This is a genomic window from Bradyrhizobium sp. A5, from assembly GCF_042076515.1.
GTDB classification, from domain to species: domain Bacteria; phylum Pseudomonadota; class Alphaproteobacteria; order Rhizobiales; family Xanthobacteraceae; genus Bradyrhizobium; species Bradyrhizobium cosmicum.
On sequence record NZ_CP148990.1, the window covers coordinates 3,426,545 to 3,451,735 of the forward strand.

27 protein-coding genes and 1 tRNA gene are annotated in these 25,191 nt (G+C 64.5%); 10 read left to right on the forward strand and 18 right to left on the reverse strand.

Annotation, left to right across the window (positions count from 1 at the left end):
* Positions 1 to 110: 110 nt before the first annotated feature.
* Positions 111 to 986 carry a DMT family transporter gene (locus WHZ77_RS16390; protein ID WP_375314552.1) on the reverse strand — a complete coding sequence of 292 codons (876 nt, stop codon included), beginning with the start codon at positions 984 to 986 and terminating at the stop codon, positions 111 to 113.
* 149 nt (positions 987 to 1,135) lie between these two features.
* Here WHZ77_RS16390 and WHZ77_RS16395 point away from each other — a divergent pair, with 149 nt between their 5' ends.
* Positions 1,136 to 1,534 (forward strand): RidA family protein, encoded by a 399-nt coding sequence (locus WHZ77_RS16395; protein WP_375314553.1) that lies wholly within the window; start codon positions 1,136 to 1,138, stop codon positions 1,532 to 1,534.
* Between the two features lie 52 nt (positions 1,535 to 1,586).
* On the opposite strand, the gene WHZ77_RS16400 is transcribed toward WHZ77_RS16395, so the two are convergent.
* The 4 genes from WHZ77_RS16400 to WHZ77_RS16415 form a co-directional block, all read right to left on the reverse strand.
* A complete protein-coding gene (locus tag WHZ77_RS16400; RefSeq protein ID WP_375314554.1) occupies positions 1,587 to 2,132 on the reverse strand; it encodes a hypothetical protein in 546 nt (181 codons plus the stop codon).
* Complete coding sequence (locus tag WHZ77_RS16405) at positions 2,077 to 2,427, reverse strand: hypothetical protein (protein ID WP_375314740.1); 351 nt, start codon at positions 2,425 to 2,427, stop codon at positions 2,077 to 2,079. Before WHZ77_RS16405 ends, WHZ77_RS16400 begins: the two co-directional genes overlap by 56 nt.
* Before the next feature lie 171 nt (positions 2,428 to 2,598).
* Positions 2,599 to 3,186 (reverse strand): formyltransferase family protein, encoded by a 588-nt coding sequence (locus WHZ77_RS16410; protein ID WP_015685972.1) that lies wholly within the window; start codon positions 3,184 to 3,186, stop codon positions 2,599 to 2,601.
* 242 nt (positions 3,187 to 3,428) lie between these two features.
* Entirely contained in the window at positions 3,429 to 3,617 is a 189-nt protein-coding gene (locus WHZ77_RS16415; protein ID WP_375314555.1) for a hypothetical protein, read from the reverse strand.
* Between the two features lie 153 nt (positions 3,618 to 3,770).
* Between WHZ77_RS16415 and WHZ77_RS16420 the strand changes: the two genes are divergently transcribed.
* A complete protein-coding gene (locus tag WHZ77_RS16420) occupies positions 3,771 to 4,004 on the forward strand; it encodes a hypothetical protein (RefSeq protein ID WP_375314556.1) in 234 nt (77 codons plus the stop codon).
* Between the two features lie 5 nt (positions 4,005 to 4,009).
* Here WHZ77_RS16420 and WHZ77_RS16425 read toward each other — a convergent pair whose 3' ends face one another.
* The 3 genes from WHZ77_RS16425 to WHZ77_RS16435 form a co-directional block, all read right to left on the reverse strand.
* Positions 4,010 to 4,312 carry a hypothetical protein gene (locus tag WHZ77_RS16425; RefSeq protein WP_375314557.1) on the reverse strand — a complete coding sequence of 101 codons (303 nt, stop codon included), beginning with the start codon at positions 4,310 to 4,312 and terminating at the stop codon, positions 4,010 to 4,012.
* Between the two features lie 426 nt (positions 4,313 to 4,738).
* A complete protein-coding gene (locus tag WHZ77_RS16430) occupies positions 4,739 to 6,787 on the reverse strand; it encodes an acetoacetate--CoA ligase (protein ID WP_375314558.1) in 2,049 nt (682 codons plus the stop codon).
* Positions 6,788 to 7,303: 516 nt separating this feature from the next.
* Positions 7,304 to 7,531, reverse strand: a complete 228-nt coding sequence (locus WHZ77_RS16435) for a hypothetical protein (RefSeq protein ID WP_375314559.1) — start codon at positions 7,529 to 7,531, stop codon at positions 7,304 to 7,306.
* Positions 7,532 to 7,767: 236 nt separating this feature from the next.
* Here WHZ77_RS16435 and WHZ77_RS16440 point away from each other — a divergent pair, with 236 nt between their 5' ends.
* The 3 genes from WHZ77_RS16440 (at position 7,768) to WHZ77_RS16450 (ending at position 9,908) form a co-directional block, all read left to right on the forward strand.
* A complete protein-coding gene (locus tag WHZ77_RS16440; protein ID WP_375314560.1) occupies positions 7,768 to 8,085 on the forward strand; it encodes an outer membrane protein in 318 nt (105 codons plus the stop codon).
* Positions 8,086 to 8,274: 189 nt separating this feature from the next.
* Positions 8,275 to 9,372: an AI-2E family transporter gene (locus tag WHZ77_RS16445; RefSeq protein WP_375314561.1), complete on the forward strand. Its 1,098-nt coding sequence runs from the start codon at positions 8,275 to 8,277 to the stop codon at positions 9,370 to 9,372.
* Between the two features lie 143 nt (positions 9,373 to 9,515).
* Positions 9,516 to 9,908 (forward strand): NUDIX hydrolase, encoded by a 393-nt coding sequence (locus WHZ77_RS16450; protein WP_375314562.1) that lies wholly within the window; start codon positions 9,516 to 9,518, stop codon positions 9,906 to 9,908.
* A gap of 42 nt (positions 9,909 to 9,950) precedes the next feature.
* On the opposite strand, the gene WHZ77_RS16455 is transcribed toward WHZ77_RS16450, so the two are convergent.
* The 3 genes from WHZ77_RS16455 to WHZ77_RS16465 form a co-directional block, all read right to left on the reverse strand.
* Positions 9,951 to 10,196: a hypothetical protein gene (locus tag WHZ77_RS16455; RefSeq protein ID WP_375314563.1), complete on the reverse strand. Its 246-nt coding sequence runs from the start codon at positions 10,194 to 10,196 to the stop codon at positions 9,951 to 9,953.
* Between the two features lie 213 nt (positions 10,197 to 10,409).
* Positions 10,410 to 10,607 carry a hypothetical protein gene (locus tag WHZ77_RS16460; protein ID WP_375314741.1) on the reverse strand — a complete coding sequence of 66 codons (198 nt, stop codon included), beginning with the start codon at positions 10,605 to 10,607 and terminating at the stop codon, positions 10,410 to 10,412.
* Between the two features lie 326 nt (positions 10,608 to 10,933).
* The gene (locus WHZ77_RS16465; RefSeq protein ID WP_375314564.1) at positions 10,934 to 11,188 is read right to left on the reverse strand and encodes a hypothetical protein; all 255 of its coding nucleotides are present in this window, start codon (positions 11,186 to 11,188) and stop codon (positions 10,934 to 10,936) included.
* Between the two features lie 189 nt (positions 11,189 to 11,377).
* Between WHZ77_RS16465 and WHZ77_RS16470 the strand changes: the two genes are divergently transcribed.
* Positions 11,378 to 12,046, forward strand: coding sequence for a hypothetical protein (locus WHZ77_RS16470; RefSeq protein ID WP_375314565.1), 669 nt, complete (start codon positions 11,378 to 11,380; stop codon positions 12,044 to 12,046).
* Positions 12,047 to 12,053: 7 nt separating this feature from the next.
* On the opposite strand, the gene WHZ77_RS16475 is transcribed toward WHZ77_RS16470, so the two are convergent.
* From WHZ77_RS16475 to WHZ77_RS16490, 4 genes are all read right to left on the reverse strand, one after another.
* A complete protein-coding gene (locus WHZ77_RS16475) occupies positions 12,054 to 12,296 on the reverse strand; it encodes a hypothetical protein (protein WP_375314566.1) in 243 nt (80 codons plus the stop codon).
* A 604-nt stretch (positions 12,297 to 12,900) separates the two neighbouring features.
* A tRNA-Lys gene (locus tag WHZ77_RS16480) sits at positions 12,901 to 12,976 on the reverse strand.
* A 280-nt stretch (positions 12,977 to 13,256) separates the two neighbouring features.
* Positions 13,257 to 15,920: a glycosyltransferase gene (locus tag WHZ77_RS16485; protein ID WP_375314567.1), complete on the reverse strand. Its 2,664-nt coding sequence runs from the start codon at positions 15,918 to 15,920 to the stop codon at positions 13,257 to 13,259.
* Positions 15,921 to 16,134: 214 nt separating this feature from the next.
* Complete coding sequence (locus WHZ77_RS16490) at positions 16,135 to 16,728, reverse strand: beta-1-3, beta-1-6-glucan biosynthesis protein (protein ID WP_375314568.1); 594 nt, start codon at positions 16,726 to 16,728, stop codon at positions 16,135 to 16,137.
* 263 nt (positions 16,729 to 16,991) lie between these two features.
* Between WHZ77_RS16490 and WHZ77_RS16495 the strand changes: the two genes are divergently transcribed.
* Positions 16,992 to 18,617, forward strand: a complete 1,626-nt coding sequence (locus WHZ77_RS16495) for a beta-(1-6) glucans synthase (RefSeq protein ID WP_375314569.1) — start codon at positions 16,992 to 16,994, stop codon at positions 18,615 to 18,617.
* Here the strand turns inward: WHZ77_RS16495 and WHZ77_RS16500 are convergent.
* A complete protein-coding gene (locus WHZ77_RS16500; RefSeq protein ID WP_143845525.1) occupies positions 18,577 to 18,957 on the reverse strand; it encodes a hypothetical protein in 381 nt (126 codons plus the stop codon). The genes WHZ77_RS16495 and WHZ77_RS16500 overlap by 41 nt on opposite strands.
* A 117-nt stretch (positions 18,958 to 19,074) precedes the next feature.
* On the reverse strand, positions 19,075 to 20,433 hold the full coding sequence (locus WHZ77_RS16505) for a hypothetical protein (RefSeq protein WP_375314570.1): 1,359 nt from the start codon (positions 20,431 to 20,433) through the stop codon (positions 19,075 to 19,077).
* 170 nt (positions 20,434 to 20,603) lie between these two features.
* Here WHZ77_RS16505 and glmU point away from each other — a divergent pair, with 170 nt between their 5' ends.
* Complete coding sequence (gene glmU, locus WHZ77_RS16510) at positions 20,604 to 21,959, forward strand: bifunctional UDP-N-acetylglucosamine diphosphorylase/glucosamine-1-phosphate N-acetyltransferase GlmU (protein ID WP_375314571.1); 1,356 nt, start codon at positions 20,604 to 20,606, stop codon at positions 21,957 to 21,959.
* Between the two features lie 6 nt (positions 21,960 to 21,965).
* On the opposite strand, the gene WHZ77_RS16515 is transcribed toward glmU, so the two are convergent.
* On the reverse strand, positions 21,966 to 22,196 hold the full coding sequence (locus WHZ77_RS16515) for a hypothetical protein (RefSeq protein WP_375314572.1): 231 nt from the start codon (positions 22,194 to 22,196) through the stop codon (positions 21,966 to 21,968).
* Positions 22,197 to 22,407: 211 nt separating this feature from the next.
* Here WHZ77_RS16515 and glmS point away from each other — a divergent pair, with 211 nt between their 5' ends.
* Complete coding sequence (gene glmS / locus WHZ77_RS16520) at positions 22,408 to 24,234, forward strand: glutamine--fructose-6-phosphate transaminase (isomerizing) (RefSeq protein WP_375314573.1); 1,827 nt, start codon at positions 22,408 to 22,410, stop codon at positions 24,232 to 24,234.
* 89 nt (positions 24,235 to 24,323) lie between these two features.
* Positions 24,324 to 25,094, forward strand: coding sequence for a DUF502 domain-containing protein (locus tag WHZ77_RS16525; protein ID WP_375314574.1), 771 nt, complete (start codon positions 24,324 to 24,326; stop codon positions 25,092 to 25,094).
* The last annotated feature ends 97 nt before the right edge of the window (positions 25,095 to 25,191 follow it).

Consider the following 25,191-nt stretch of genomic DNA (forward strand, 5'->3'; position numbering starts at 1 on the left):
GCTCGCCCAACCCATTGCTTCGCGGCCGAATGTGCACGATGGAATGCCCCTCCAACGTGATCCAAATCACGCTCGACCACCTTGTTTTGTCGCGCGAGGCGGCGTCCGGTTCACCGCGCGCGGGCGGTAATCGGCGGTGCGGGCTTCAAATTCAGGAGATTGCCGCAGAGGATCATCGCGGCGCCAAATACCGTCCAGGAGTCGAGCCGCTCTGAATACAGCAGCCAACCCACGGTTGCCGTGAGCGGAACCCGCAAGAAGTCCATCGGCACCACGATGGTCGCATCCGCATAGCGGAGCGCGCTAGCGAGGCAGTAGTGCGAAAATGTGCCGCAGACCCCGATGACGAACAGCCAGCCCCAGAGCGTGGCGGACGGCCAGGTCCAGACATAGAGCGTCGGCAGCAGGCCCACGACAAACTGCACCACGATCATCCAGAACAGGATCGACAAGGCGCTCTCGGTCCGGGTCAGCGATTTTGCGAGGATCATGGAGATGCTGAAGCCGATTGCGGCGCCGAGCGCGATCAGTTGCCCCGGATTGATCTCGCCGGTGGCGGGCCGCACGATCATGATCACGCCGACGATGCCGAGCACGATGGCGGCGATCTTCCAGACGGTCATGCGCTCGGCGAGGAACGTTGCGGCCAGCAGCGCGGTCCAGATCGGCATGGTGAATTCGATGGCCACCACCTGGCCGATCCCGATCAGCGTCAGCGCGTAGAACCAGCCGAGCTGCGCGAAATAATGGACCCCGTTGCGCGCGAGGTGCTGCGGCAGGCGTCTGGTCGCGACCGCCTTGAAGCCGCCGGACCGGTAGATGATCGGCAGGAGCAACGTGAACCCGATCACCGACCTCACTTCCATGATCTCGAAGACGTTGAGCTCGCGCGTGGTCTCGCGTCCGGCGACCGCCATGACCAGCATCAGCGCCAGCCAACCGGCCATCCACAGTGCAGCCATCGCTTTGGACGGGGTCGCGTTCATCGGTGCGGGTGCGGGAGATCGAGCCTGAGGGAGGGCGGGTATCGGCGACATCGCCGCCGTTTGCAACGGCCAAATCTGCGGATGCAGCGATGCGGGGCGGCGTGCTAAGGCATGGGCGAACAACGACAAGAGACGGGAGATATTCGCTCATGCGCATCTTGCAGCCGGCCGAATGGAAAAAACCGCGCGGCTTTTCCCATGGCGTGGTGGCGGAAGGGCCGGGTCGCTGGGTGGTGCTGGCCGGACAGACCGGCGGCGACGAGACCGGCAATTACGCGCCCGACATGGCGGCGCAGGTCGCAACCGCGCTGACGCGGATCATCAAACTTTTGGGTGAGGCCGGCGCGGGTCCCGAACATATCGTCCGCCTGACCTGGTACCTCACCAGCCGCAGCGAATATGAGACCGCGGGTGCCGGCATCGGCGCGGCCTGGAAGGAAACGCTGGGGCGCAATTTCCCGCCTTCGACGCTGCTCTATATCGGCGGTCTCGTGGACGACCGGGCCAAGGTCGAGATCGAGGTCACGGCGTTCGTCCCGAACGCATAAAAAATCGACCCGGCGAGGTCGCCGAGTCGATTTGTCATTCGGGCGTGGCGGCTTAGCGCGACATCGAGATGTTGGCGCCGCGGAACTGGCTGTCTGCGCGCATCGTGACGTTCTGCCTGTTGCCACTGGTCTTCAGCGCGATGTTGGCGTTGAAGCCGGCGGCCGAGGCGACCACTTCGAAGTTTCCGCCGCCACCGCGGCCCTGGAGCGAGCCGGAGATGTTGCGGCTGGTCTCGGACCAGCTGCCGGTGATGGCGCTCCCCTCGGCCCTGACGCTGGCGCCGAGGTTGAACTTATAGGCATCGCTGGCGCAGGTCAGCGACATTTCCATGGTCGGTCCGATCGGGGCATATTTGGCCCGGCAGCGGATCCGCTCGGTCGAACCGTCATCCAGCATGACGGTACCGCCGCCGCTCCAGTTGCCGGCCATCGGAGCAAACGGGCCGGACTGCGCCTTGCTTTCCGAGCCGACGATCCCCGCAGCAAACATAACCGTGGCCGCGATCAGCAGCCGCCAGTTCCAGGCGCGAGCCGTAATTGGTTTATTGGCGCGATGCTTCCCACCGCCCGCTGCACGGTATGCCTGCAGATGCTCCATTCCACTTCCCCGATCCGGCGTTGCCGTTGAGTTGACCGTTGGCATATGCACCATTGATCGAAACTTTCACAAGACCCTCACGGCCGATGGTGCCGGAAACGTTAGCGCCGGGCGCAGTGATCCTGCCGTCGGCAACCGTCAGCAGAGAACTTGCGGTCGGCTCGCAGGTGCCGCTCTTGGTGACGATGGTGACCTGCCAGTTGCCGTCATAGGGGCTCTGGGCGAAAGCGGGGGCGGCGAGGGTGCCGGCGAAAAGTGAAGCGGCACAGAACGCCGCGATGCGACCAAAACGCATAAATTCGTCCTTCAATGTGTCTGATATGCTGACGCTTATTCGGACGAAATGTGACGGAAATTTGTTACGATGCCAAAGCGAAAATTGTTCCTGTTGAAACAATGGTTTATTTGCGTTTTTCGTTCCGATTTTTGAAGCAAAATCAACGCGGCTTTACGTTAAGGGTAAACCTCAGGAGAGACTCGGCGCGGAGGTCGCGAACTGCTCGTCCTGAGTCTTGGACGGCAGCGCCTTGTGGACCTTGGCATAATCAATCACGTCGGCCAGCAGCTTGAGCCCGAGCGGGGCGAGGGCACGCTCCCACAGTTCGCGCGCGGTCTCGCCCTTCTTCACGAAGCACCACTCCTGGGCGGCGATCGCGCCAGCGTCCATGCGGTCGGCGAGATGATAGATGGTGCCGCCGGCGATCGGATCGCCCTCCTTGATGGTCCACTCCACGGCGGCCTTGCCGCGGTGTCGCGGCAGCAGCGAGGGGTGGTACCCGATCCCGCCGAGCCTGGCGGCGGCGAGCGCATCCTTGCCGATCCGGGCGTGGCTGTGGGCGGTGATGATCAGGTCGGTGTCGGGGGCGATCTCGGAGGCGACCACGAGTTTCGGATCGGCCTGCACCACCACCTCGATTCCGGCCGCCTTCGCGGTCGCGGCGAGGCGATCCTCGGCATCGGCCACCACGACCCGCACGATCGAGACCCCGTGTTCCCGGAGCATGTTCAGGGTGGTCACGCCGAAATGGCGGGAGCCGACAAGGGTAATGCGCATGGGTGTCCGATCCGTCTCGCAGCTGCGTCATCCTCCCGATAACACGTCCGCACGCCCTGTCACCACCCGCCCGGCGTTTGCGCCGGTTATCAACAATGCGCCCGGGGACCCGCCACCAATTTCTATCACGACGCCTATTACGGCGAGGGGCCGCCGGCGCTCTATCGTGGCTACGCCTACCGGCCGTATTATCGCTACGGCGCATATCGCAGGTTGCCGCGGACGTATTTCTGCGTCACGGACTAGCGTTGCCGCTCCGCCACGGTGGACGATAAACCGACGGCGCGCCGGTTCCTGTGTTTCAATTTTAACAGAAGGAATCCGTCGTCTGCCGTTAGAACATGCACCAACCGGGGCTGGCCAAATTTCATTCCGAATCCGTTTTCGAACCCGGCTTTGGCCGCTGGCGTGATCGCCAGCGGCTTTTTCATGCCGCGCGTCAAGAAATCATGTGACGGTAACGCGTTCTCAACCAGCCCGGCGTATCGACGAATCCGTCGCGGATTTGTATTGCGTACCGCGACACCAAAAATGTCCCGCCGGCGCGGGTGCGCCGCGCGGGCTTTTTTGCCGGGACCGATTTCATGCCGAACGCAATTGAGCAGATCGTCAACGCCTATGTGCGGCTGAAGAACCGCCGTGGCCTCGACGCGCTGATGATGCACAGGCAGCGGCTCGCGGTCGATCTGAAGAGCAAGTCCGGCTACGATTTCAGCCTGCCAATCGGCCAGATCGACGAGGAGATCGCGATCATCGAGGAGGGGCTCAGCCGGCTCAAGGCTGAATCCGCGGATCCCGGTGCGACACGTCCGATCTGACGTGATCAGTCGCGCCGGCCGCCGTCGATGACGGTGAACAGCGGCCGCGCCTGGGTCGGCTCGACCAGCAATTCATCCACAAGCGCGGTGGCTGCATCGACATATTTCCGTGTCGGCTTGTCCAGCGCACGCTTTGCCTCGTCGTCGAGCGCGACTTTCGCTGCCTCGACCAGCTTGCGCATCCGCACTGCATGGTCGTCGCCCGCCGTCAGCGTCGCGCGCGCCAGCGAGCGCAGCACGAACAGCTCGCCCTCGAGGCGGAGCAGACGGTCGTTGAGCCTGGTGAGGACGGCGTTGAGGTCGGCCATTTCTGGTGCTCGTCGCGAAGGATCCGTCCTGATCTAGCGGCGATCGGTGAACGGACTCCAAATGCCAAAGGCGCAATTGGGGTGATCGGGTGCCTCGCGGCACCTGCGATGCCGGCGATGTGAGATATCGTGACGTCGCGGTGCGTCGTTGGAGCGTGGTTCCCTCCCCAAATGGAAGCTCGGGTGGATGTCTGGAGCACACGCGATGCGGTCTGTCCTGGCCTTGGCCCTGTTGATTTCAACATGCGCGTCGGCTGTCGCTGTGCCGATACGTCACGTGCGTCCGCGCGACCGTGTCGTGGCCCATCCGGCGGAGAACGCGCCGGTGCCGCCCGGCTGGTACAAATTTCCCGGGTGGCCACCGATTCCGCCGTCGGAGAACAGGAATCTCGATCCCTCCAATTTTGGCGGAGGTTGATCGCAGCTTCACGCTGCGGTCCTTGCGAGATAGTCGCGCGCGAAGGCGAGATACCAGTCGAGGCAGCCGGGATTGGCCATCGCCTCCTTGTTGATGACCTTCTCGACCGGCTGGCCGAGCAGCAGCTTCTTGATCGGCAGCTCCTGCTTCTTGCCCGAGAGCGTGCGCGGGATCTCGGCGACGGCGAAGATGTCGTTCGGCAGGAAGCGTCGGGACAGACCGGCCTCGATCGCCTTGTTGATCCTGGCCCGCATCGCGCCGTCGAATACGACGCCCTCGCGCAGCACGACGAACAGCGGCATGTAGCTGTCGCGGCCGAGATATTCGAGGTCGACGACGAGGCTGTCGAGCACCTCCGGCAACGCCTCGATCGCGGAATAGAGCTCGCTCGTGCCCATGCGCAGGCCGTGGCGGTTGATGGTGGCGTCGCTGCGGCCGTAGATGATGCAGGAGCCGTCCGGATTGACCTTGAGCCAGTCGCCGTGCCGCCACACCGGTCCGCGGCCGCTGCCGTCGAAATTGTCCGGATAGGTCTCGAAATAACTGGAGCGATAGCGGGCGCCGTCCTTGTCGTTCCAGAAATAGAGCGGCATCGAGGGCATCGGCTCGGTGCAGACGAGCTCGCCGACCTCGTCGATCACGGCATGGCCCTGCTCACTGAAGGCTTCCACCGCGGCTCCGAGCGAGCGGCACTGCATCGCGCCGGGCGTCTGCGGCAGTTCGCGATTGCCGCCGATGAAGGCGCCGGCGAAATCGGTGCCGCCGGAGATGTTGGCCCACCAGATGTCGGCCTGCGCGGCGCGGCCGTTGGTCTTCGACAACGCGGCGAAGCGCTCGTTGAACCAGGCCTGGGTGTCGGCGCTGAGCGGCGAGCCGGTCGAGCCGAGGCAGCGCAGCCGCGAGAGGTCGCCGGCCGCGGCCAGATCGATCTCGGCCTTGGCGCAGCTGGCGAAGAACGCCGCGCCGGCGCCGAAGAAGGTCGCTTTCGCCTGCGCCACGAAGCGCCACAGCGTGGTCCAGTCCGGCTTGTCCCTGGCGCCGCCGGGGCTGCCGTCGAAGATGCAGCAGGTGGTGCCGCTGAGCAGGCCGCCGACCTGCGAATTCCACATGATCCAGCCGGTCGAAGAGTACCAGTGATAGCGCTCGCCGAACGAGTTCCCGTGATAGGAGCAGCCGAGATCGTTGTGCAGGCCGAGCAGTGCGAGCACGACGATGACGATGCCGCCATGGCCGTGCACGATCGGTTTCGGCAGGCCGGTGGTGCCGCTGGAATAGACGATCCAGAGCGGATGATCGAACGGCAGCCATTCCGGCTCGAACGCGTCGATCGCGGCGCTGGTCCTTGCGAGGATATCGGAGAGCAGAGCATCCGGGGCTGCCGGCGCGCCGGTCTCGCTGTGCAGGATGACATGCTCGACCGTGGGCAGGGAGCGACGGAGCTCACCTACAACGTCTTTGCGGTCATGCCGCCGGCCGGCATAGGTGACGGCGTCGCAGGCGATCAGCACCTTCGGCTCGATCTGCTTGAAGCGGTCGATCACGGCGGGCGCGGCCATGTCCGGCGCGCAGACGCTCCAGACCGCGCCGAGGCTGGCGCTTGCGAGGAACGCGATGATGGTCTCGGGAATGTTGGGCAGATAGGCGGCAATGCGGTCGCCGGGCTTGATACCCCGGTCTTTCAGATGCAGCGCGAGCGCTGCCGCCTTGCGCCGCAGCTCGGGCCAGCTCGTTTCCGTCAGCCTGCCGTCTTCGCCGCTGCTGACGATCGCAGGCAGGCCTGCGGCATGAGCCGCCTCGACGTGCCGGAACACCTGCCGCGCGTAGTTGACCTGCGCGCCGGGAAACCAGACCGCGCCGGGCATTTTGCGCTCGGTGATCACGGCGGCAAACGGCGTTGGCGATTGCAGATCGTAATAGTCCCAGATGCTGCGCCAGAAGCCGTCGAGATCGCGCACCGACCACTGCCGCATCTCCTCGTAGTTCGCGAAGGTGAGGCCACGCTGTGCGGCGAGCCAGTTGCGATAGAGGGCGATCTGGGGAACGAAGGGTGCGGTCATTGCATGTCGGATTCTGTTGCGGGGAGGGGGAGTTTAGCGGGTGTCGTCGCTGAGCAGAAGCGTCAGTTCCTCATCCCTGCGCCACGGCAAAGCGCTCGCCGCCGAGCCCGGCCGGATTCCGCGCGCCGGCCCTGAAATGCTCGCGTTCGCATGCCCTCAATCAAAAGCTGAAAAACAACCCCATGCACAGTAGCGCGGACATTGAAAGCATTCGCCATTTTCAGCCGCTTGCAGGCAGGCCCTTCTCGGACGTTGTCTGACGTGAACCGCTCACAGATATCGCGACTGCGCTTCGCACTGCCTCGTCCGGATTTGACACGTCGGGCAAAACACTGGCAGAGTGGCATCATCGAAAAATTCGTAACGCCCGCGTGGAGAAATCCGCTGCGGGTTTTTTCATGCCGGAGCCGTTGCCATGATCAAGGGATCGCTATTGTCTCGCGCAACGCGCAACACTGGTATGCCCCGGGGCGATCGTTGCCATCAGGCTCGGCCAACTTGCCGGCCGCGCCTGCCTTACCACCTCACGCCCGCCCAGCGCCGGCCGAACACCGGCGGCTTGGTCTTCACCGCCTTCCAGCCGAAGAAGTGATGCTTCCCTGACCATGCGTGCACCTCGCCGCTGCAGATGCTGCATTTGAACTGGCCTGAATGCGGCTCGGCGTGCTCCTCCCTGGTCGCGGTGTAGTTCATGCCGCAACCGGGGCAGGTGAATTCTTCGATCGTCCAGATGCTGTTGGCCATTGCACCGAAATTGTTTTTGGGACCTTGAGACAAAGCGTAGGCGCGAGCTTTTGCAGCGGCGTAAACCGGTCGGCGAAATTCCGGTTAATCGCCGTTAGCCAAACCCGGCGGGCATGCGCGCGGAGCGCCCGCCAGTCCAAATCGCGCCGCCGGCAGGTCCAAGCGCGCGCTTGATCCCGCAGCTAGATTTCACCTCGTCACCCCGGTCGGAGGGCGGGCAAGTTGGGGGTGAGGTCATGGGGAGGAAACTGGTTCTGGCGTCTGCGCTCGGCGGCGGCGCGGCCTTCACGCGCGACAGGTACAGCGCCGATAACGGACTTGCCGGCCCGCTCGCCGGCTCCGCCTCCGGCAGCTTCAACCGCGCCGGCTGGCTCGCCGGCGGCGGCGTGGAATGGATATTCATGCCGAACTGGTCGGTGCGGGCCGAGTACAACTATCTCGGCTTCGGCGCGATCACCGAGCAGCCGGTGACGACAGGCAATCTGGCGGTGACGCCGGCCAATGTGAAGCTGAACATCCAGACCGGCACCGTGGGCGTGAACTACCACTTCTGAGCGGACGGAGCGCCACCGCTCGGCCGGCCGGGCGAACCCGCCCGGCGACGTTTGACGCCGCGCCCGCGGCGCAGCGGTCCGATCGCTTGCGCCGGCGCCGGCCCCGTCGTCTTGACGCCGGATGCGGGGCTGGCAATAACGGCTGCCCGCGCAAGTGCCGGAACCCGCGTCAATGCCGCAAGGAAAGCCGTGGCCGTGAAAAGTCTCCGTCAGCTCCTGACGGGAGAGGACATCATCCAGCTCGTGATCCGGCTCGGCCTGCTTGCCCTGCTGATCATCTGGACCTTCCTGATCATCCGCCCGTTCGTGCCGATCCTGGCCTGGAGCGGCGTGCTCGCGGTGGCGTTCTACCCGGCCTTCAGCTGGGTCGCCAGGATGCTTGGCGGCCGCCCGAAGACCGCAGCATTGATCCTCACCCTGATTACGCTCGGCATCGTCCTTGGCCCGGCGACCTGGCTCGGCATCAGCGCGGTGGACGGTGCGCGTGAACTGGCGCACCAGCTCGGCACCGGTGACCTCGCGCTCCAGTCGGCGCCGGAGCAGCTCAAATCGTGGCCGGTCGTCGGCCCCTGGCTCTTTGAGCTTTGGGAGCAGGCCTATGCCAACATCCGCGCGGTGCTGCGCGAGGTCGCGCCCTTTCTCCAGCCGCTGGCGGGACCCTTGCTGTCGCTCGCGGGCGATGCGAGCCTCGGCACGCTCCAGTTTCTGGTCTCGGTGTTCGTCGCCGGCTTCCTGTTTCCGCATGGGCCGCGGCTGGTTGCAGCCGGCCGCGGCTTCCTGTTTCGCATCGTCCCCGAGCAGACCGAGCATTTCCTGGGGCTTGCGGGCGCAACCATCCGCGCGGTTGCGCAGGGCGTGATCGGCGTCGCGATCGTGCAGGCGCTGCTTGCCGGCATCGGCTTCAAGCTCGCGGCGGTGCCGAGCGCAGGGCTGCTCGCCTTCATCGTGCTGCTGCTCTCGATCGTTCAGATCGGCGCCTTCCTCGTCCTGTTGCCGGTGATTATCTGGATCTGGACCGCCAAGGACGTCACCACGGCGCTGCTGCTCACGGTGTTTCTCGTCGTCGTCGGCTTCCTCGACACCATGCTGAAGCCGCTGGTGATGGGGCGTGGCCTGACCACGCCGACCATTGTGATCTTTGTCGGCGTGATCGGCGGAACGCTCGCCCACGGCATCGTCGGCCTGTTCATCGGGCCGATCATTCTCTCGGTGGCCTGGGAGATGATGATGGCCTGGATCAGGACGGAAGACCGGGCGGGAGCGGAGAAGACGGCGGGCGAAGGCTGATCCCGGCCTTGCCGGCGCGATCTGCGCGTCGTGCCGCGCAAAGTTCTCACCGCCTGCGGCCTGTGATCAACTCGCCCCCATAACTTGTCTATTCGACTAGACAAGTTACCATGGGACGATTCTGTTTTCCATTTACGGCAGCAATGGCGAAGTCTTCCAAGCTGGTTGCCGCGAAACGCGGCAAGGTATTGTTGGTCAGGCGACGGTCGGACGGCCTGTGGATGTTCCCGGGCGGCCGCAAGCGCGCGCGCGAGTCCGACAAGGACTGCCTGCGCCGGGAGATCAAGGAGGAGCTGCCCAAGCTGAAGCTCGGCAGGATCAGCCTCTGGAAGGAAGTGACGGCCAAGAACAAGCGCTCCGGCCGCAAGATGAGCGACGCGATCTTCATCGCCAAGGGCGCCAAGGGCAGGCTGGCGATCGGCGACAAGAAGGAGATCGACCGCGCCGTATGGCAGAAGCCGCGCGGGATCCGCCTGACGCCGACCTCGCGCTATATCCGCGATCGGCTGTTTCCGAGGAAGTCACGCAGCCGGTGAACGGGGTGGTCGTTGACTGGCGGGTAGCTACCGCGTTGCGCCTTACTCGGATCGGCCCGCCGTTCGCCTGCGGCCCTCGGACGAGCGCGATGTCGCGGCCGGTGCCTCCGGAGCAAGGCGCCTCGCTGCCTGGGCCTCGCGCAGCTCCTTGCGGACTTTGCGTGCGTCGCGCATCGCGCGCTTGATGAAGGGATGTTGCGAGTCCTCGGCGAAGAACAGCACCACTTCGCAACCCGGACATTGCCTCGAATAGCCGTCCTGCAATCGTCCGGCGCGGTCACGAAACACGCCCTTGCAGCGCCTGCACTGAATCGGGACGGAACTCATCGGACAACAATGATCAAATGGAAAATGGATCGTCAGGTGAGCCCAAAGGTCTGAAGAAAGGTTGAATGGTCAGGGGAGCTGACCCGGTCTCGCGACCGCACGTCATCGCCCCACCGCCTGATAGGCCGCAGGCATCGCGCGTCGGTGCTGATCCGACCGCAGCGATTGCTTGAATTATTGCTTGGCCGCGATCGCATCGAGGCAATGGTTGAGATAGTCGGTGCGATCGCGCGGCAGCACCTTCTCGAGATCCGCCTTCAGCGCGCATTCGCGCTGGCGGATCTGCTCGGCCCGCCGCTTTTCGGCCGCCTCCCGAAATTCGGGAGCGACCTTGCTCGGATCGACCAGCGGCTGCGCGCGGGCAGGGGCCATTGCAAGCAGCGCGATAGCGGCGATGAAAATGACTGGTCTCAAATGAGCCTCCGTAAAAAGGCTCAAGTTAGCGCGCGGCGTCCAATCACACAAACAATAGACGCGGGAAGCCGGTCGGGAGTTCTGCACATTGGCAGTCATTGGCGCTGCCGTGTGAAGCAGTTCACAAACGCCCGGCGCGATCGCTGCTATCAACGTGCCATTGCTCGACCAGCCGATATTTCGCCAATCGATATTTATCGATCGATATTTCGAAAACGCCCCAGCGCTCCACCAAGCGCTGGGGTTTTTCACGCCGGTTGTCGGAAGGCCCGGAGCGTGCGCGGTTAAGCGGCTTGCTCCTCGAACGACGTGTAGACCTGGCCACCGGGATCAACGACTTGAACGTCCCAGCATCCGTCCTCGACAAGCTCCTTGGCTTTCTTGAGGGCGGCGGCGAGCGTCGGCCGCTTGAGACTGACGACTCCCGCCGTGTCGAAACCGCTGATTTCAAACATGCCGTTCCTCCCGATTTTCGTGAATCCTACACTTTCTGCAGGCGTTGTCTCCAGCTTTGTAGCGCTGCAAAGCAGGCTGCCCATGACCGATTCCGTCGCACCCACTCCGTATTCGACCGGAGTGGCCGGGCTTGGCGGACGGCCACGTCGCTAACGTGGAATTAAGCCGAAAAACCTACAATTATGGATAGTTAGTTGTAAGTGGGTGCTGCGTAGAGGGGGCGTCGCGAGGACGTTTCGGCGTCGGCTTCCTTTTGCTCTCATTTGAGGTCAATGCCCGTGACCACGACATCCGAAGCGCAAGGCCTGGTCGAACAGTTCGACCCCGCCGCACTTGCAGCGGCAGCTGCAGCACCCGACCCTGCAGTTCCGGAAACTCCGGAACCGATCAAGCGGTCCAGCCGGAAATCGATCCTGGCGCTGTCGGTGTGTGCCCTGGCCATCAATGGCTCGGCGGCCGTCTACACGTTGCCGTCCAATTTTTCGTCGCTGAATGTCGGCAGTCTGGCTGAAATGCTTCCACGTCGGGAAGCCTCCGTGCCAAAGCCGGATCCGGTTGCCGCTGCCTTGAAGGACATTCAATCGGCCCAGCAGCAGCACACGGCTTCGCTGCAGGAGAACAACCAGAAATTGCAGCAAAATGCGGCCCTGCTGCAGCAGGATTCGATGGTGCTGCTCTCGCTGAGGCAGAGCATCACCGACGAACGGGTCGACGTGAGGAAGATATCTTCGCAATTGTCCACGCTCATCGCGAAGGTGGACTCGTTGCAAAATGCAATGTTGTCGGACGTCACCTCCTCCATCCGGCGAGCGAATGCGCGCTACGGGCTGTCCGCGGCGATGCGCAAACGGATGGTCCGGCAGTCGAAATCCGTCGGGCCCGTTTCGGTTGGAGGCGCTCCGCTGAGCGTGCCGGCCACGGTTTCAGCCCCGGAAAGCTGAGGACGGGTCACTTCGAGGCTTGATCGATCTTGTGCCCGAGATGCCCGGTGTCGTGATCGCGGCGCAGCTGGCTGAGCGACGTCTCGTTCAACTGAGCCAGGACTTCACTGAGCTGTGTCGTATCCGGATAGCCGGCTGCAAACCCCTTGCCGTAGATCTTGCGCAGCGTGCCGACCAGCGTGTTGCCGTGCTTCTTGTCGATCGTGCCATCCTTGTCACGGTGGCGGCCGTCGAGGCCCGGTTCCTTCATGTCGCTCTCCCTGAGATGCGTCTTGCGCGCCGGGACAGCGTGCGCCCATTGGCGTTGGTTGGCAACGGCGTGGGGAGGGGGCGAAACGAACTCAAAAGTTGAGGGGGATGACCAAGCACAATTCCCCGGCTCGAAAAATGCCGATGATCTGACCCAGGGACCATTTTCTCCAAGGTTGCAGGCCGGTGGATCACCCCGCAGCCTTTGACGTGCCGCGGCGCGGCGCGAATTTGCGCAGACGCCTATTGTGGTTCGGTCGGCTTATCTCGCTCATGGCTTTCGGCGTCGGCGGCCGCACACGCGTCCATGCCATGACATCTGCTGAGATAGTAACGAGCACCCGCGACGATTGCCCCGACGATCACCACGGAAACCAGCAGGAAGATCACCCTCCGTCGATTCGACATTCATGACTTTCTGATCAAATCGGGATTTAGGATGTCAGCACTTTACTGGTTGCCGGATTTGGCCGGGTTTAATGCGCCTTGCTGTTCATGGCAAACAACTATCGGGCCGCAATCCTGGACCGCCTGCACGGCATTCGATTGGCTGACACGCGGTTTTCTCGGCGTCTTCAAAATTTAGCCAAGTCATTGGTCTTATTTGGTGAGCGCGCTGGGGCTCGAACCCAGGACCCCGTGATTAAAAGTCACGTGCTCTACCGGCTGAGCTACGCGCTCCCATGGCCGCTGATGGCTTTGCGATCGATCGCCATCGTCTTCGGACATTCGAGAAGCATGTCTTGCCGCTGCGCTCAATTTGCGATGCGGGGAAAACCGGCTGTTTCCGGATCATGCTTTCGGCCCGCGCTGTGTAGGGGGATGGGGCGCCGAGGTCAATAGCAGGGGCGGCTGCCGAAACTCGCGGCAGGAGCGGGGATTTGCTCGCGCCATCCGCAGCTTAAGGGCAGATTTTCAACCCGGTTGACGGGCCGTCATCCACGCCGAACTGCCATCCCCGTCACTTCGCCTCGCGCCGGACCTCGCTCGGCACCGGCTGCACGGTGCCGGCGGGCGTCGGCAGCGCGACCGGGCGCAGGCCGATCAGCTCGGCGGTGCGGATCGCGCTGTCGCGCCAGAACTGGAACGAGTTGATACGGCTGAGCTCGAGGATGGCGATCGCCACCGCCGCCAGGAACGGCAGGCTCTGCAGCACCAGGACGCCGGCGAAGATATAGATCTCGGTGATCTGCCGGAAACTGTTGGAGGCGATCAGGACGCCGGCGCCGATCAGCAGCAGGGCGCCGATCACGGCCTCCCAGAACGCCTGGAACTCGATCGACATACTGGACAGGCCGCCCTTGGAGGTGCGCGCGAACGCGATGTGCTCGGTGATGAGGCCCTGCGCCACCGCGCGCGACACCGTCCACTGCACGCTCATCGCGGCGATCATGGCGCCCAGCATCTGGCCGGGTTTGATCGCCACGCGCGCGCGGTACATCGACAGGAAGTGGGCGAGCGAGACGATGAACGCGCCGATGATCGGCAGCGTCAGGATCTTGTCGGGGATGGCGATGTCGGCGAAGGCGACGATCGGCACCCAGATGAGATTGAGCAGCGCAACGACCACGCCGAGGCTTTCGGCGCCCAGCCAGTTCAGCCAGCCCAGGCCGTATTCGCGCTTCTGGTCGGGCGTCAGCCGGCTCTTGCCGGGCAGGAAATGCCGCCAGTGCTTCTTGACGATCTGCAGGCCGCCATAGGCCCAGCGGTGGCGCTGCTTCTTGAAGGCCTCGTAGGTGTCGGGGAGCAGGCCCTGGCCGTAGCGATGGTTGGTGTAATGGGTGGTCCAGCCGAGCTCCTGGATCGCCAGACCGAGGTCTGAATCCTCGCAGATGGTGTCGCTCGACCAGCCGCCGGCCATGTCCATCGCGGCCCGGCGGATCAGGCACATCGTGCCGTGCACGATGATGGCGTTGACCTCGTTGCGCTGGACCATGCCGATGTCGAAGAAGCCGGCATATTCGCCGTTCATGATGTAGTGCATGATCGACAGATCGCCGTCGCGATGCTCCTGCGGCGCCTGCACCAGGCCGACGCTTGGGTCGGCGAACGCCGGAACGAGGTCCTTCAGCCAGTCGGGATCGACGACATAGTCGGCATCGAGGATGCCGATGATCTCGGCATCGACGGCGGTCCGGTCCATCGCGATGCGGAGCGCACCGGCCTTGAAGCCCTGCACCTTCTCGGCATTGATGAACTTGAAGCGTTCACCGAGCGCGCGGCAATGGTCCTGGATCGGCTGCCAGAAGGCGGGGTCCGGCGTGTTGTTGATGATGACGACGCATTCGTAGTTCGGATAGTTCAGCCGCGACAGCGCATCGAGCGTCTGCTTCAGCATCTCGACCGGCTCGAAATAAGCGGGGATGTGGATCGAGACCTTCGGGCAGTAATTCTCCGGCACGTTCTCGACCGGCTTGCTCTTGCTGAGCAGCCGCTGCGGCGGCCGGCCGAGCGCGACGGCCGCGATCTCGTCGATGCGCGCCATCGCGATCAGCACCAGCGGAACAAGCAGGATCATGCCGAGCGTCAGCGCGAAGGCCGAGCCGAAGATGAAATAGTGACCGTTCCAGAACGCGAACACGGTGGCGGCCCAGGCGCCGACGCCGTTGGCGGTCGCCGACAGCAGGAACGCCTGCCGCGCGGTCGGCTGCTGAATCCGCAGGATCGGCAGCGAAAGGAGAACGCCGACCAGAAGCGCGATCGTCATCAGCTTCCAATAGTCGGGATTCTCCACCGGGCCGGTCCATGCGAATTTCGGCTCGCGGCTGGCGTTGAGGATGCCCCAGTAGGGACCGACGCCGCCTTCGAAGTATTTCCAGGGCTGATCGATCGCTTCGACGATGTTGTATTCCATGCCCATGGCGTTGGCGCGGCTGACGAAGTTGCGCAAGGTCAGCGCCTGCTGGAACGGACCCGGGTCGGCATTGCGCAGATTGTAGCCCTGGCTTGGCCAGCCGAACTCGGCGATCACGATGCGCTTGCCCTTGAACGCCTCGCCCAGCAAATTGTAGCGGTCGACGGCTTGGTCGACCGCCTGGTCCGAGCGGAAGTTTTCCCAATAAGGCAGCACGTGGGCGGCGATGAAGTCGACGTTGGAGGCAAGGTCGGGATTGTCGCGCCAGATGTTCCAGATCTCGCCGGTGGTCACGGGCACGCGCACCGAGCCCTTCACCTTCTTGATCATGTCGATGAGGTCTTCGACCTTCTGCTCGCCGCGATAGATCACCTCGTTGCCGACGACGACGCCGTTGACGTTGCTGTTCTTGCGGGCGAGTTCGATGGCGGCCTTGATCTCGCGCTCGTTGCGATCCGGGTCCTTGTCGATCCAGGCGCCGACCGTGACCTTGATGCTGAATTCGGCGGCGATTGGCGGCACCAGCTCGTTGCCTTCCGTCGCCGAGTAGGAGCGGATGGCACGCGTGATGGTGGAGAGCTTTTTCATGTCGGCGCGAATTTTGTCGGGATCGACGTTGTTGTCGACGACATGGCCGGGTTCGAACGGAGTGTAGGAGAGGCTCGGCAGCAGGCCCTTGAAGTCCGGCGCGGGTTCCTTGTCGCGCAGGACTCCCCACAGCCCGGCATGGAGCGCGGTCACGAGCAACAGAACGGCGGCGACAACGCGCATCGCGGCTAAACCAAAAGGGGCTGGGGTGGCAGGGAAGCGGATCCGACCCCGAGATCCGACCGAGTCCGCGGCAAATGGAGCATACCTCTGCCGCGCTGTTTCACAACTGTCATGGCCTCATGACGGTATGAGGGCATGGCTCCTTGCAAACGCGCGGCAGTGCCGTCGATAGCTATCGCCGATCGTTCATGAACGGCGGCTGAAACGATCGCGGCTATTTTGGGGGCGCCGGTGTCGGACTTGCCGCGGGCGAGGGGCTGGCGGCCGGCTGCGGCTGTGCGCTGCCCGACGTCGGCGCTGCCGGCTGGGAAGCTGCGGCCGCCGCCTGCTGCGGCTGGGACGCCGGGTTGATCCAGCAAGCGTGCACACGGCTGTCCAGGGTCTCGGCGACCTTGGGATCGATCTGGCCGCCGAAGCGGGTCAGGCAGCGGAAGGCCGCCTGGATGTGGCCGCCGGGGCAGCCGAAGCGGTCGTAGAGGTCGAGATGGCGGAACGCGGTATCGAGGTCGTCGCGCCACATCAGCCGCACCACGCGCCGGCCGAGCCACACGCATTCGGGATTGCCGGCCGGGCCGTTGATGACCTGGGCGGCTTCGGCGAACTCGTCGGTGCGGCGCTGGTTCTGGGCGGCGTCCTTGGCGGCGGCGTCGGCGGGCTGGGCGGCGGCCTTGCCCTGATCGGGGGCCGGCGTACCGCTCTGGGCGGAAGCGCCGCCGAGACCGACTATCACGACCAGCGAGGAGACGGCCAAGGTGGCGGCGAACTGCCGCAGGACCGCATTTCGTAACTGACGCACCCGTTGCCGCATGAATTCCCCAATATCTCCGCTGACCGCCCGCGTCAGGAATCCCGCGGATGCGCCGGTGATGGCGTCCAAATGGGTCTCCAATGGGGCGGAAAAGTCCCGCAAAATCCCATGACCTGTATTTCGAATTTTGTCCAGCAAAGTCACGATCCTAGGCCTCGGTCGAACGGCCGCAGCCGAATTCGCCGGGGGAGGAGCGGATCGGTCGCCCGTTACCCCCTTGGCAGACGGCGTGCGAGCAGGTAATCGACGGCGCTCCGCGGAGGATGGAACCGATTTCACTTCGTACGCCACTGGCGCTTCTGCTCGTCTCACTGGGCGCGATTGCCGCCGCGTGGTGGTGGCTTGCCACACCGATCACGCTCGCGCGCGCGCCTATCGATCCCAGCGACAAAGTTCAATGCGTCTCCTACGCGCCGTTCCGCGGCGAGCAGTCGCCGCTCAACGCATGGACTCATATCGAGGCCGACCAGATCGAGCAGGATCTGCGCCAGCTGAAGGACATCACCGACTGCGTCCGCACCTATTCGATGGAGAACGGGCTCGACCAGGTGCCTGCGATCGCGGCGAGGATCGGCGGGCTGAAGGTGCTCCAGGGCATCTGGCTCTCCAGCAACCGCAGCAAGAATTTTGAGCAGGCCGCGCTCGCGGTCCGCCTTTCCAAGGATTTCCCGGGTGTCATCACCAGCATCATCGTCGGCAACGAGGTGCTGCTGCGCGGCGAGATGACGACGGCGGACCTTGTCTCCATCATACGCTCGGTGAAAGCGCAGGTCAGCGTGCCCGTCACTTACGCCGACGTCTGGGAGTTCTGGCTCCGCAATCGCGAGGTCTATGACGCCGTCGACTTCGTCACGATCCACATCCTTCCCTATTGGGAGGATTTTCCGGTGAAGGCGAAATTCGCAGCAAGCCATGTCGAGGCGATCCGCGAGCGGATGGCGGTGGCCTTCCCCGGCAAGGAGATCCTGATCGGTGAGACCGGCTGGCCGAGCGAGGGACGCATGCGCGAGGGCGCGCTGCCGTCGCGCGCCAACCAGGCCCGCGTCGTCTCGGAAATCCTGAGCCTGGCGAAGGCGCAGAAGTTCCGCGTCAATCTGATCGAGTCCTACGACCAGCCCTGGAAGCGCAAGCTGGAAGGCACCGTCGGCGGCTATTGGGGTCTCTACGACTCGGTTCGCCGCAACCTGAAATATCCCCCGGGCCAGCCGATCAGCAATTTCCCGTATTGGAAATGGTACATGGGCGCCGGCATGGGGCTGTGCGTGCTTGTGTTCGCGGTCGCGGGCCTGACGCTGCGGCGGCGGCCCTGGACGCCGCGCTTCCCGGCCTGGCTCGGTGTCGCCATCTCGGCGACGTCAGCGGGCATCCTGCTCGGGGTCGGCGCCGACAAGATGTACTATGAGAGCTACGGCTGGGCGGGCTGGCTGCATTGGGGCGCGCTGCTGCTCGCCGGCATCCTGTCGCCGATCTTCTGCGCGCAGGCGATGGTGATCGGCCGCAGCCTTCCGACTTTCCTCGATCTGCTCGGGCCGCGCGAGGGCCGCAAATGGTCGAAGCTGACCGCCGTGCTCGGCCTGACGCTGGCGGTGACAGCGGTGATCGCGGCGCAGACCGCGCTCGCCTTCGTGTTCGACCCGCGATACCACGACTTCCCCTACGCCTCGCTGACGATGGCGGTGGTGCCGTTCGCGCTGCTGATGCTGAACCGGCCGCAGATCGGCCAGCGTCCGATCGCGGAGTCCGTGTTCGCCGGGGTGCTCGCGCTGTCGGCGACCTATGTGCTCTTCAACGAAGGCCGCGACAACTGGCAGTCGCTGTGGACCTGCGCGATTTATCTCTTGTTCGCGCTCACGCTGTGGCGGGCGCGGGCCGAGCAAATCCAAGAATGAACAGGCCGATCGCAAGGCCCGCCAGCACCACGTTGTAGAGCACGATGCCGAGGCCGGCGGCGATGATGCCGACCGTGAGCAGCACGATCGACGGCCGCATCAGGTTCAGCGTCGCCGCCACCAGCGCGACGATGCCGAACACCGAATTCTTGAACAGCACCGTCGAGACCGAGCGCGCCTTGCAGATCATCGTCTGCAGGCCGGCGTCGCAGGCGAGCCCGACCGTGGACAGTTCGATCCCGAGATAACGCAAGTAAAGCGCATAGCCGACGGAGGCGAAGCCGACGACGATCAGGAACTGCACCTGGTAGGGCGTGAGGCGGAAGGGCTTTTTTGTCATGGGCGCAATATGGTCGGGATGACGCGGAGGGGCAACAGGCGAGGCGCAAGTTTCGCGCGAGTTTGCGTGAGAACTTCCACCGATTCTGCTGATGGATTTTGCTGCTTTCGAGACGAGCTACCGTCTGAAGAACGACGACAGCGTCGATCCCGCCGACGCTTCCGGCTTGGCAGGTGCTGCCGGCTGCGCCACGGGCGCAGGCACAGCTACGGGCTCCTCGCGCTTCGACGAGCGCTTGGAAGAATAGCCCCGGCGGTGCTTGTCCGGCTTGGCGGCGGGGGCGGGCGCCGGTGCGGTCTCGGCTTGCGGCGCCGGGTCCTGGTTCTTCTCGGCGTTCTTGTCCTGGACCCTGTCCTGCGTCTTCTCCTGTCCCTTGTCCTGACCGCGCAGCGACAGGCGCTGGCCGTCGAACACGGTGGTCTCGCAGTGACGGTCGTTCTCGGCAAGGCCCGCGCAGAGCTTTGCGGCCGCGGCGGCGTTGACGAGCGGGCCGGCCCCCAGGCGCAGCTGCATGCCGACGCCGGTGGTGCCTTCCTTGATCATGATGATCGGCCGCAGCGCGGCGATCTCCGGATTGGATTTGCTCAGGCCGCGCCAGAGCGCACGCAGGCCGTCGATCGAATTGGCGCCGCCGAGATCGATCGCAAAGCGCGTCTGCTGGACGGCGATCGCCGGTGACTCGGTCTCGGCTGCTTCGGGCGGCTTGGCTGCTGCGACCGCGACTTCGGTCGGGGCGGGCGCCGGCTCGGGCTTCTTCTCGGTCGACTTCTCGGTTGCCTCGGGCTGAGCCAGTCGGGATGCGGCGGGATCAGGCGGTGCCATCATCGACTTGGACGGCACCAGCGGCAGGGCCGACGTCGTTGCCGGGGCCTGCGATACGAGCGAAGCGGCAGAAGCGGTTTGCGGCGGCGGGCTCGAGGGCTCCTTGGCCGCGTCCTTCACAGCGTCCTTTCCCGGCTCCTTCGCCTGGTCCTTCGACGCGCGCGGCTTGTCGGTGGATGGCGCGGGCATCGAGGCGACCGGCGCGACGCTGGGCGCCGCTGGCGCGGACTGCGCGTCGGCTGCCGGCGTGTCCTGTGGCTTGGCAACCTGCCTGGCAATGGCGCCGGTGACGGAATCGAGCCCTTGCTCCAGCACGGTGACGCGCGAATAGAGCCGGTCGCGATCGGTGTTCAGAGTCTCGATGGCGGAGGCGAGGCGGCGGGCCTCGCTCTGGCTTTCCTTGGTCAGCAACTGGAGCCGGTCGGCCTGGCGCGACAGATCGGCGGCCGCGATCTGGTCGCGGTGCCAGCCGAGCTGGGCCTGGTTGGACATGACCGCGACGGTGATCGCGACGATGGCGGCAAAGCCCCACGAGCCCAGCCGCCACATCGTGCGGCGGTCGAACTCGTTTTCCTCGGCCAGGAATCCGGAGAACAGCCCGCCGGTCTCCTTGTCGCCGAAGGCGTCCGCCAATGGGTCGGAATCCTTTGCCATGAACGTTAAGTGCCCAGCCCCGAACAGCTTCCCCGAATCAATCAGGGAACATTAACAGGAAAAGCGTGTCGCACTTGAATTCCGGGTGTTTGCGGGGGTAGCAAGGCAAGCAGCTCATGACGCCGCTGGCCCCGCCGCCCATTGATTCGGCCGCATCTGACAGGATTTCGATGACCGTCCGCTCCAGCCTCACGATCGTGCTCGCCGCCGGTGAAGGCACGCGCATGCGCTCCCAACTGCCGAAAGTGCTGCATCCGGTCGCACACCAAACGCTGCTCGCGCATGTGCTTGCCGCAGCACCGAGGGGAACCGGCACCTCGCTCGCCGTCGTGATCGGCCCCGACCACCAGGCGGTCGCGGATGAGGCGAGGCGCATCCGGCCGGACGCGCTGACCTTCGTGCAGAGCGAGCGCCTCGGCACCGCGCATGCGGTGCTGGCGGCACGCGAGGCCATCGCGCGCGGCGTCGACGATCTGCTGATCGCGTTCGGCGATACGCCGCTGATCTCGGCCGAGACTTTTGCGCGGCTGCGCGCGCCGCTTGCCAAGGGGGCGGCCGTTGCCGCGCTCGGCTTTCGCGCCGCTGATCCCACCGGCTATGGCCGCTTCATCGTCGAGGGCGACCGCCTGGTCGCGATCCGCGAGCAGGCCGACGCCAGCGAAGCGGAGCGCAAGATCGATCTGTGCAATGCCGGCGTGATGGCGATCGACGGCCGCCGCGCGCTGGCGATCCTCGACAAGATCGGCAATGCCAATTCCAAGGGCGAATATTATCTGACGGATGCGGTCGGCATCGTCCGCGAACAGGGATGGGAGTCCGTGGTGATCGAGACCGGCGAGGACGAGGTGCGCGGCATCAACACCAAGGCGCAGCTCGCCGAAGCGGAAGGCGTGATGCAGGCGCGGCTGCGCAAATCAGCCATGGAAGCCGGCGTGACGCTGATCGCGCCTGAGACGGTTTACCTGTCCGCCGACACCGTGTTCGGCAAGGACGTGACGATCGAGCCGTTCGTTGTGATCGGCCCCGGCGTGTCGATCGCCGACGGCACCGTGATCCATTCCTTCTCGCATATCGTGCAGACCACGCTCGGCAAGAACGTCTCGATCGGTCCGTATGCGCGGCTGCGGCCCGGCACCTCGCTTGGCGACGGCGCGCGGATCGGCAATTTCGTGGAGACCAAGGCGGCGACGCTGGAGGCCGGCGTCAAGGTCAACCATCTCTCCTACATCGGTGATGCCACCGTCGGCGCCAATTCCAACATCGGCGCCGGCACCATCACCTGCAACTACGACGGCTTCAAGAAGCACAAGACCATTATCGGGCAGGGCGCCTTCGTCGGCACCAACTCCTCGCTGGTGGCGCCCGTCAGAATCGGCAACGGCGCCTATATCGGCTCCGGCTCGGTGATCACGCGCGATGTGCCCGACGACGCGATGGCGCTGGAGCGAAACCAGCAGACCATCCGGGAAGGCGGCGCTACGCGCTATCGCGAGATGAAGACAAGCGGCAAGAAGCCGGAGAAGTGAGCCTCGCTAATCGTCGTCGGCGACGTCCGAGAACATCGCGCGGTTCAAGCGCCAGCCGCGCCCCCTGGCGCGCTTTGCCGGTTCGCCGGCAGCCTGCGTGACGAGGAGGGGCTTGCTTTCCTTGCCTCGCTCCATGCTTCGCTGAGGCGGCGGCCAATGCGCAAGGTGCGTGCCGGTGGTTTCGCTGGCGCGCACGAATGTCGATGATAGACCTTTGCGGTCGGATGAGCCTTTCATGGTCATATCTCCCAGAGAGGGAATCGTTGGTCAAATTCGTTGACAGGACGTTAATCAATGCGACTCATCACCGGCCAATTCGACGCAGTCTGCTCGACCGCGCTGTCTCAATCAGCAATAATTATTGAGTATCTGGTTCCTTACGAACTTCGCTAAAAACCGAGCGCGTCGTTTAGGCGATTTTTCGACGATTTGGGGGATATTGATCCGCATGTGCGGGATTGTCGGCATTCTCGGGCGCGAGCCGGTTGCAGAGCAATTGGTGGATTCGCTCAAACGTCTTGAATATCGCGGCTATGACTCCGCGGGCATCGCCACGCTCGAAGGCAACCATCTCGAGCGCCGCCGCGCCGAGGGCAAGCTGAAGAATCTGGAGAAGCGGCTCGAAGCCGAGCCGCTCAAGGGCACGACCGGCATCGGTCACACCCGCTGGGCCACCCACGGCAAGCCGACCGTCAACAACGCCCATCCGCATGCGACCGAGCGTGTCGCCGTGGTCCACAACGGCATCATCGAGAATTTCCGCGAGCTGCGCGAGGAGCTCGAGAAGAACGGCACGGTCTTCCACACCCAGACCGACACCGAGATCGTGCTGCATCTCGTCGACGACCTGCTCAGGCGCGGCAACAAGCCGGTCGAGGCGGTGAAGCTGGCACTGGGGCGGCTGCGCGGCGCCTTCGCGCTCGGCTTCATCTTCGCCGGCGAGGACGATCTGATGATCGGCGCCCGCAACGGCCCGCCGCTCGCGATCGGCTATGGCGACGGCGAGATGTATCTCGGCTCCGACGCCATCGCGCTCGGACCGTTCACCGACACGATCAGCTATCTCGAGGACGGCGACTGGGTCGTGCTGACCCACAAGAGCGCGACGATCTTCGACAAGGACGGCAACGCCGTCCAGCGCGAGAAGATCAAGCACGCCGCCTCGACCTCGCTGGTCGACAAGGCCAATTACCGCCACTTCATGGCCAAGGAAATCCACGAGCAGCCGGAAGTCGTCGGTCATACGCTGGCGCGCTATGTCGACATGGCGACCGAGCGCGTCGCGCTGCCGGTCAAGCTGCCGTTCGACTTCAAGAATATCCAGCGCATCAACATCACGGCGTGCGGCACCGCGAGCTATGCCGGCTTCGTCGCAAAGTACTGGTTCGAGCGCTTTGCGCGCGTGCCGGTCGAGGTCGATGTCGCCTCCGAATTCCGCTATCGCGAGGCGCCCTTGCGCAAGGGCGATCTGGCCATCTTCATCTCGCAATCGGGCGAGACCGCCGACACGCTGGCCGCGCTGCGCTACGCCAAGGCCGAGGGCGTGCACACGGTCGCCGTCGTCAACGTGCCGACCTCGACCATCGCGCGCGAGAGCGAGACCGTGCTGCAGACGCTGGCGGGCCCCGAGATCGGCGTCGCCTCGACCAAGGCCTTCACCTGCCAGCTCATGGTGCTGGCAAACCTTGCCATCGCGGCCGGCAAGGCTAGAGGCGAACTATCCGACGAGGACGAGACCAAGCTCGTCCACGGCCTCGTCGAGATCCCGCGCCTGATGTCGGATGCGCTCACCACCGAGCCGCAGATCGAGAAGCTGGCGCGCGAGATCGCAAAATCGCGCGACGTGCTCTATCTCGGCCGCGGCACCAGCTTCCCGCTGGCGCTCGAAGGCGCGCTGAAGCTGAAGGAGATCTCCTACATTCACGCCGAGGGCTACGCCGCCGGCGAACTCAAGCACGGCCCGATCGCGCTGATCGACGAGACCATGCCGGTCGTCGTGATCGCGCCCTACGACCGGGTGTTCGAAAAGACCGTCTCCAACATGCAGGAGGTCGCCGCGCGCGGCGGCAAGATCATCCTGATGACCGACGCCAAGGGCGCGGAGGAGGCGACGGTCGAATCCCTCGTCACCATCGTCATGCCCGACATGGCGGCGGCGTTCACGCCGATGGTCTATGCCGTCCCGGTGCAGCTGCTCGCCTACCATACGGCTGTCATCATGGGCACCGACGTCGACCAGCCGCGCAACCTCGCGAAATCGGTGACCGTGGAATAGGCAGAAGGGATCCGGCCGGAACGCTAGGTGGTCTTCCAAAACCTGCTAGAAGACCCTAGCTTGACTGCAGCGACCGACCTGGAACCCGAATGACCGCCCGCGACGACACGACTGCGCCGCTTGATCCTGCGCCCGAACCGCATACCGGCCTGATGGGCCGATTCCGCAATTACTTCCTGACCGGCCTCATTGTGACGGGGCCGATCGCGATCACCCTTTATCTGGTCTGGTGGTTCGTCACCTGGGTTGACGGCGTGGTGCGGCCGTTCGTGCCGCTGGCCTATCGGCCGGAAACCTATCTGCCTTACGTCATTCCCGGCTGGGGACTGATTGTCGCATTCTTCACGCTGACACTGGTGGGATTCCTCGCCGCCAATCTGATCGGCCGGACGCTGGTCGATATTGGCGAGACCTTCCTCGGCCGGATTCCGGCGGTCCGCGCCATCTATCGTGGCCTGAAGCAGGTGTTCGAGACGCTGTTCTCGGGCAAGGGCTCGAGCTTTCGCAAAGTGGGTCTGGTCGAGTTTCCCTCGCCGGGCATGTGGTCGATCGTGCTGATCTCGCAGTCGCCGAACGAAGAGGTCGCGCGCAGCCTGCCGGGACAGGAGGAGCATGTCTCCGTGTTCCTGCCGTGCTCGCCGAACCCGACCACGGGCTTCTTCTTCTACGTGCCCAAGAGCAAGATCGTCGAGGTCGAGATGAGCACCGAGGATGCCGCGACGCTGATCATGTCGGCCGGCGTGGTGCAACCGGGCTCGGCGCCTGACCCGAAGAAAGCGGCGGCGCTGGCGGGCATGGCGAATGCCGCGCGCATTGCCAATGCCTCCACGCTGCAGCCCGAGCCTGCGAAGGCGGAATAAGGCCATTCCCGCGCGGGATGGCGGTCGGTCACGCAGGCGTTCGCATCCTCTGCTAGTGTTCCGGTTGAATTGAGCGCCTCGCTCGGAGTTCGACCTG

Bases quoted from the DNA above. Each gene is read 5' to 3' on its own strand.
- WHZ77_RS16490 (WP_375314568.1), bottom strand. From the start codon at position 16,728: ATGCGGCAACGGGTGCGTCAGTTACGAAATGCGGTCCTGCGGCAGTTC.
- WHZ77_RS16500 (WP_143845525.1), bottom strand. From the start codon at position 18,957: ATGACAAAAAAGCCCTTCCGCCTCACGCCCTACCAGGTGCAGTTCCTG.
- WHZ77_RS16440 (WP_375314560.1), top strand. From the start codon at position 7,768: ATGGGGAGGAAACTGGTTCTGGCGTCTGCGCTCGGCGGCGGCGCGGCC.
- WHZ77_RS16415 (WP_375314555.1), bottom strand. From the start codon at position 3,617: ATGAAAAAGCCGCTGGCGATCACGCCAGCGGCCAAAGCCGGGTTCGAA.
- glmU (WP_375314571.1), top strand. From the start codon at position 20,604: ATGACCGTCCGCTCCAGCCTCACGATCGTGCTCGCCGCCGGTGAAGGC.
- WHZ77_RS16465 (WP_375314564.1), bottom strand. From the start codon at position 11,188: ATGGGCAGCCTGCTTTGCAGCGCTACAAAGCTGGAGACAACGCCTGCA.
- WHZ77_RS16475 (WP_375314566.1), bottom strand. From the start codon at position 12,296: ATGAAGGAACCGGGCCTCGACGGCCGCCACCGTGACAAGGATGGCACG.
- WHZ77_RS16450 (WP_375314562.1), top strand. From the start codon at position 9,516: ATGGCGAAGTCTTCCAAGCTGGTTGCCGCGAAACGCGGCAAGGTATTG.
- WHZ77_RS16400 (WP_375314554.1), bottom strand. From the start codon at position 2,132: ATGGAGCATCTGCAGGCATACCGTGCAGCGGGCGGTGGGAAGCATCGC.
- glmS (WP_375314573.1), top strand. From the start codon at position 22,408: ATGTGCGGGATTGTCGGCATTCTCGGGCGCGAGCCGGTTGCAGAGCAA.
- WHZ77_RS16470 (WP_375314565.1), top strand. From the start codon at position 11,378: ATGCCCGTGACCACGACATCCGAAGCGCAAGGCCTGGTCGAACAGTTC.
- WHZ77_RS16390 (WP_375314552.1), bottom strand. From the start codon at position 986: ATGAACGCGACCCCGTCCAAAGCGATGGCTGCACTGTGGATGGCCGGT.
- WHZ77_RS16410 (WP_015685972.1), bottom strand. From the start codon at position 3,186: ATGCGCATTACCCTTGTCGGCTCCCGCCATTTCGGCGTGACCACCCTG.
- WHZ77_RS16395 (WP_375314553.1), top strand. From the start codon at position 1,136: ATGCGCATCTTGCAGCCGGCCGAATGGAAAAAACCGCGCGGCTTTTCC.
- WHZ77_RS16430 (WP_375314558.1), bottom strand. From the start codon at position 6,787: ATGACCGCACCCTTCGTTCCCCAGATCGCCCTCTATCGCAACTGGCTC.
- WHZ77_RS16515 (WP_375314572.1), bottom strand. From the start codon at position 22,196: ATGAAAGGCTCATCCGACCGCAAAGGTCTATCATCGACATTCGTGCGC.
- WHZ77_RS16495 (WP_375314569.1), top strand. From the start codon at position 16,992: ATGGAACCGATTTCACTTCGTACGCCACTGGCGCTTCTGCTCGTCTCA.
- WHZ77_RS16435 (WP_375314559.1), bottom strand. From the start codon at position 7,531: ATGGCCAACAGCATCTGGACGATCGAAGAATTCACCTGCCCCGGTTGC.
- WHZ77_RS16505 (WP_375314570.1), bottom strand. From the start codon at position 20,433: ATGGCAAAGGATTCCGACCCATTGGCGGACGCCTTCGGCGACAAGGAG.
- WHZ77_RS16525 (WP_375314574.1), top strand. From the start codon at position 24,324: ATGACCGCCCGCGACGACACGACTGCGCCGCTTGATCCTGCGCCCGAA.
- WHZ77_RS16420 (WP_375314556.1), top strand. From the start codon at position 3,771: ATGCCGAACGCAATTGAGCAGATCGTCAACGCCTATGTGCGGCTGAAG.
- WHZ77_RS16460 (WP_375314741.1), bottom strand. From the start codon at position 10,607: ATGGCCCCTGCCCGCGCGCAGCCGCTGGTCGATCCGAGCAAGGTCGCT.
- WHZ77_RS16425 (WP_375314557.1), bottom strand. From the start codon at position 4,312: ATGGCCGACCTCAACGCCGTCCTCACCAGGCTCAACGACCGTCTGCTC.
- WHZ77_RS16485 (WP_375314567.1), bottom strand. From the start codon at position 15,920: ATGCGCGTTGTCGCCGCCGTTCTGTTGCTCGTGACCGCGCTCCATGCC.
- WHZ77_RS16405 (WP_375314740.1), bottom strand. From the start codon at position 2,427: ATGCGTTTTGGTCGCATCGCGGCGTTCTGTGCCGCTTCACTTTTCGCC.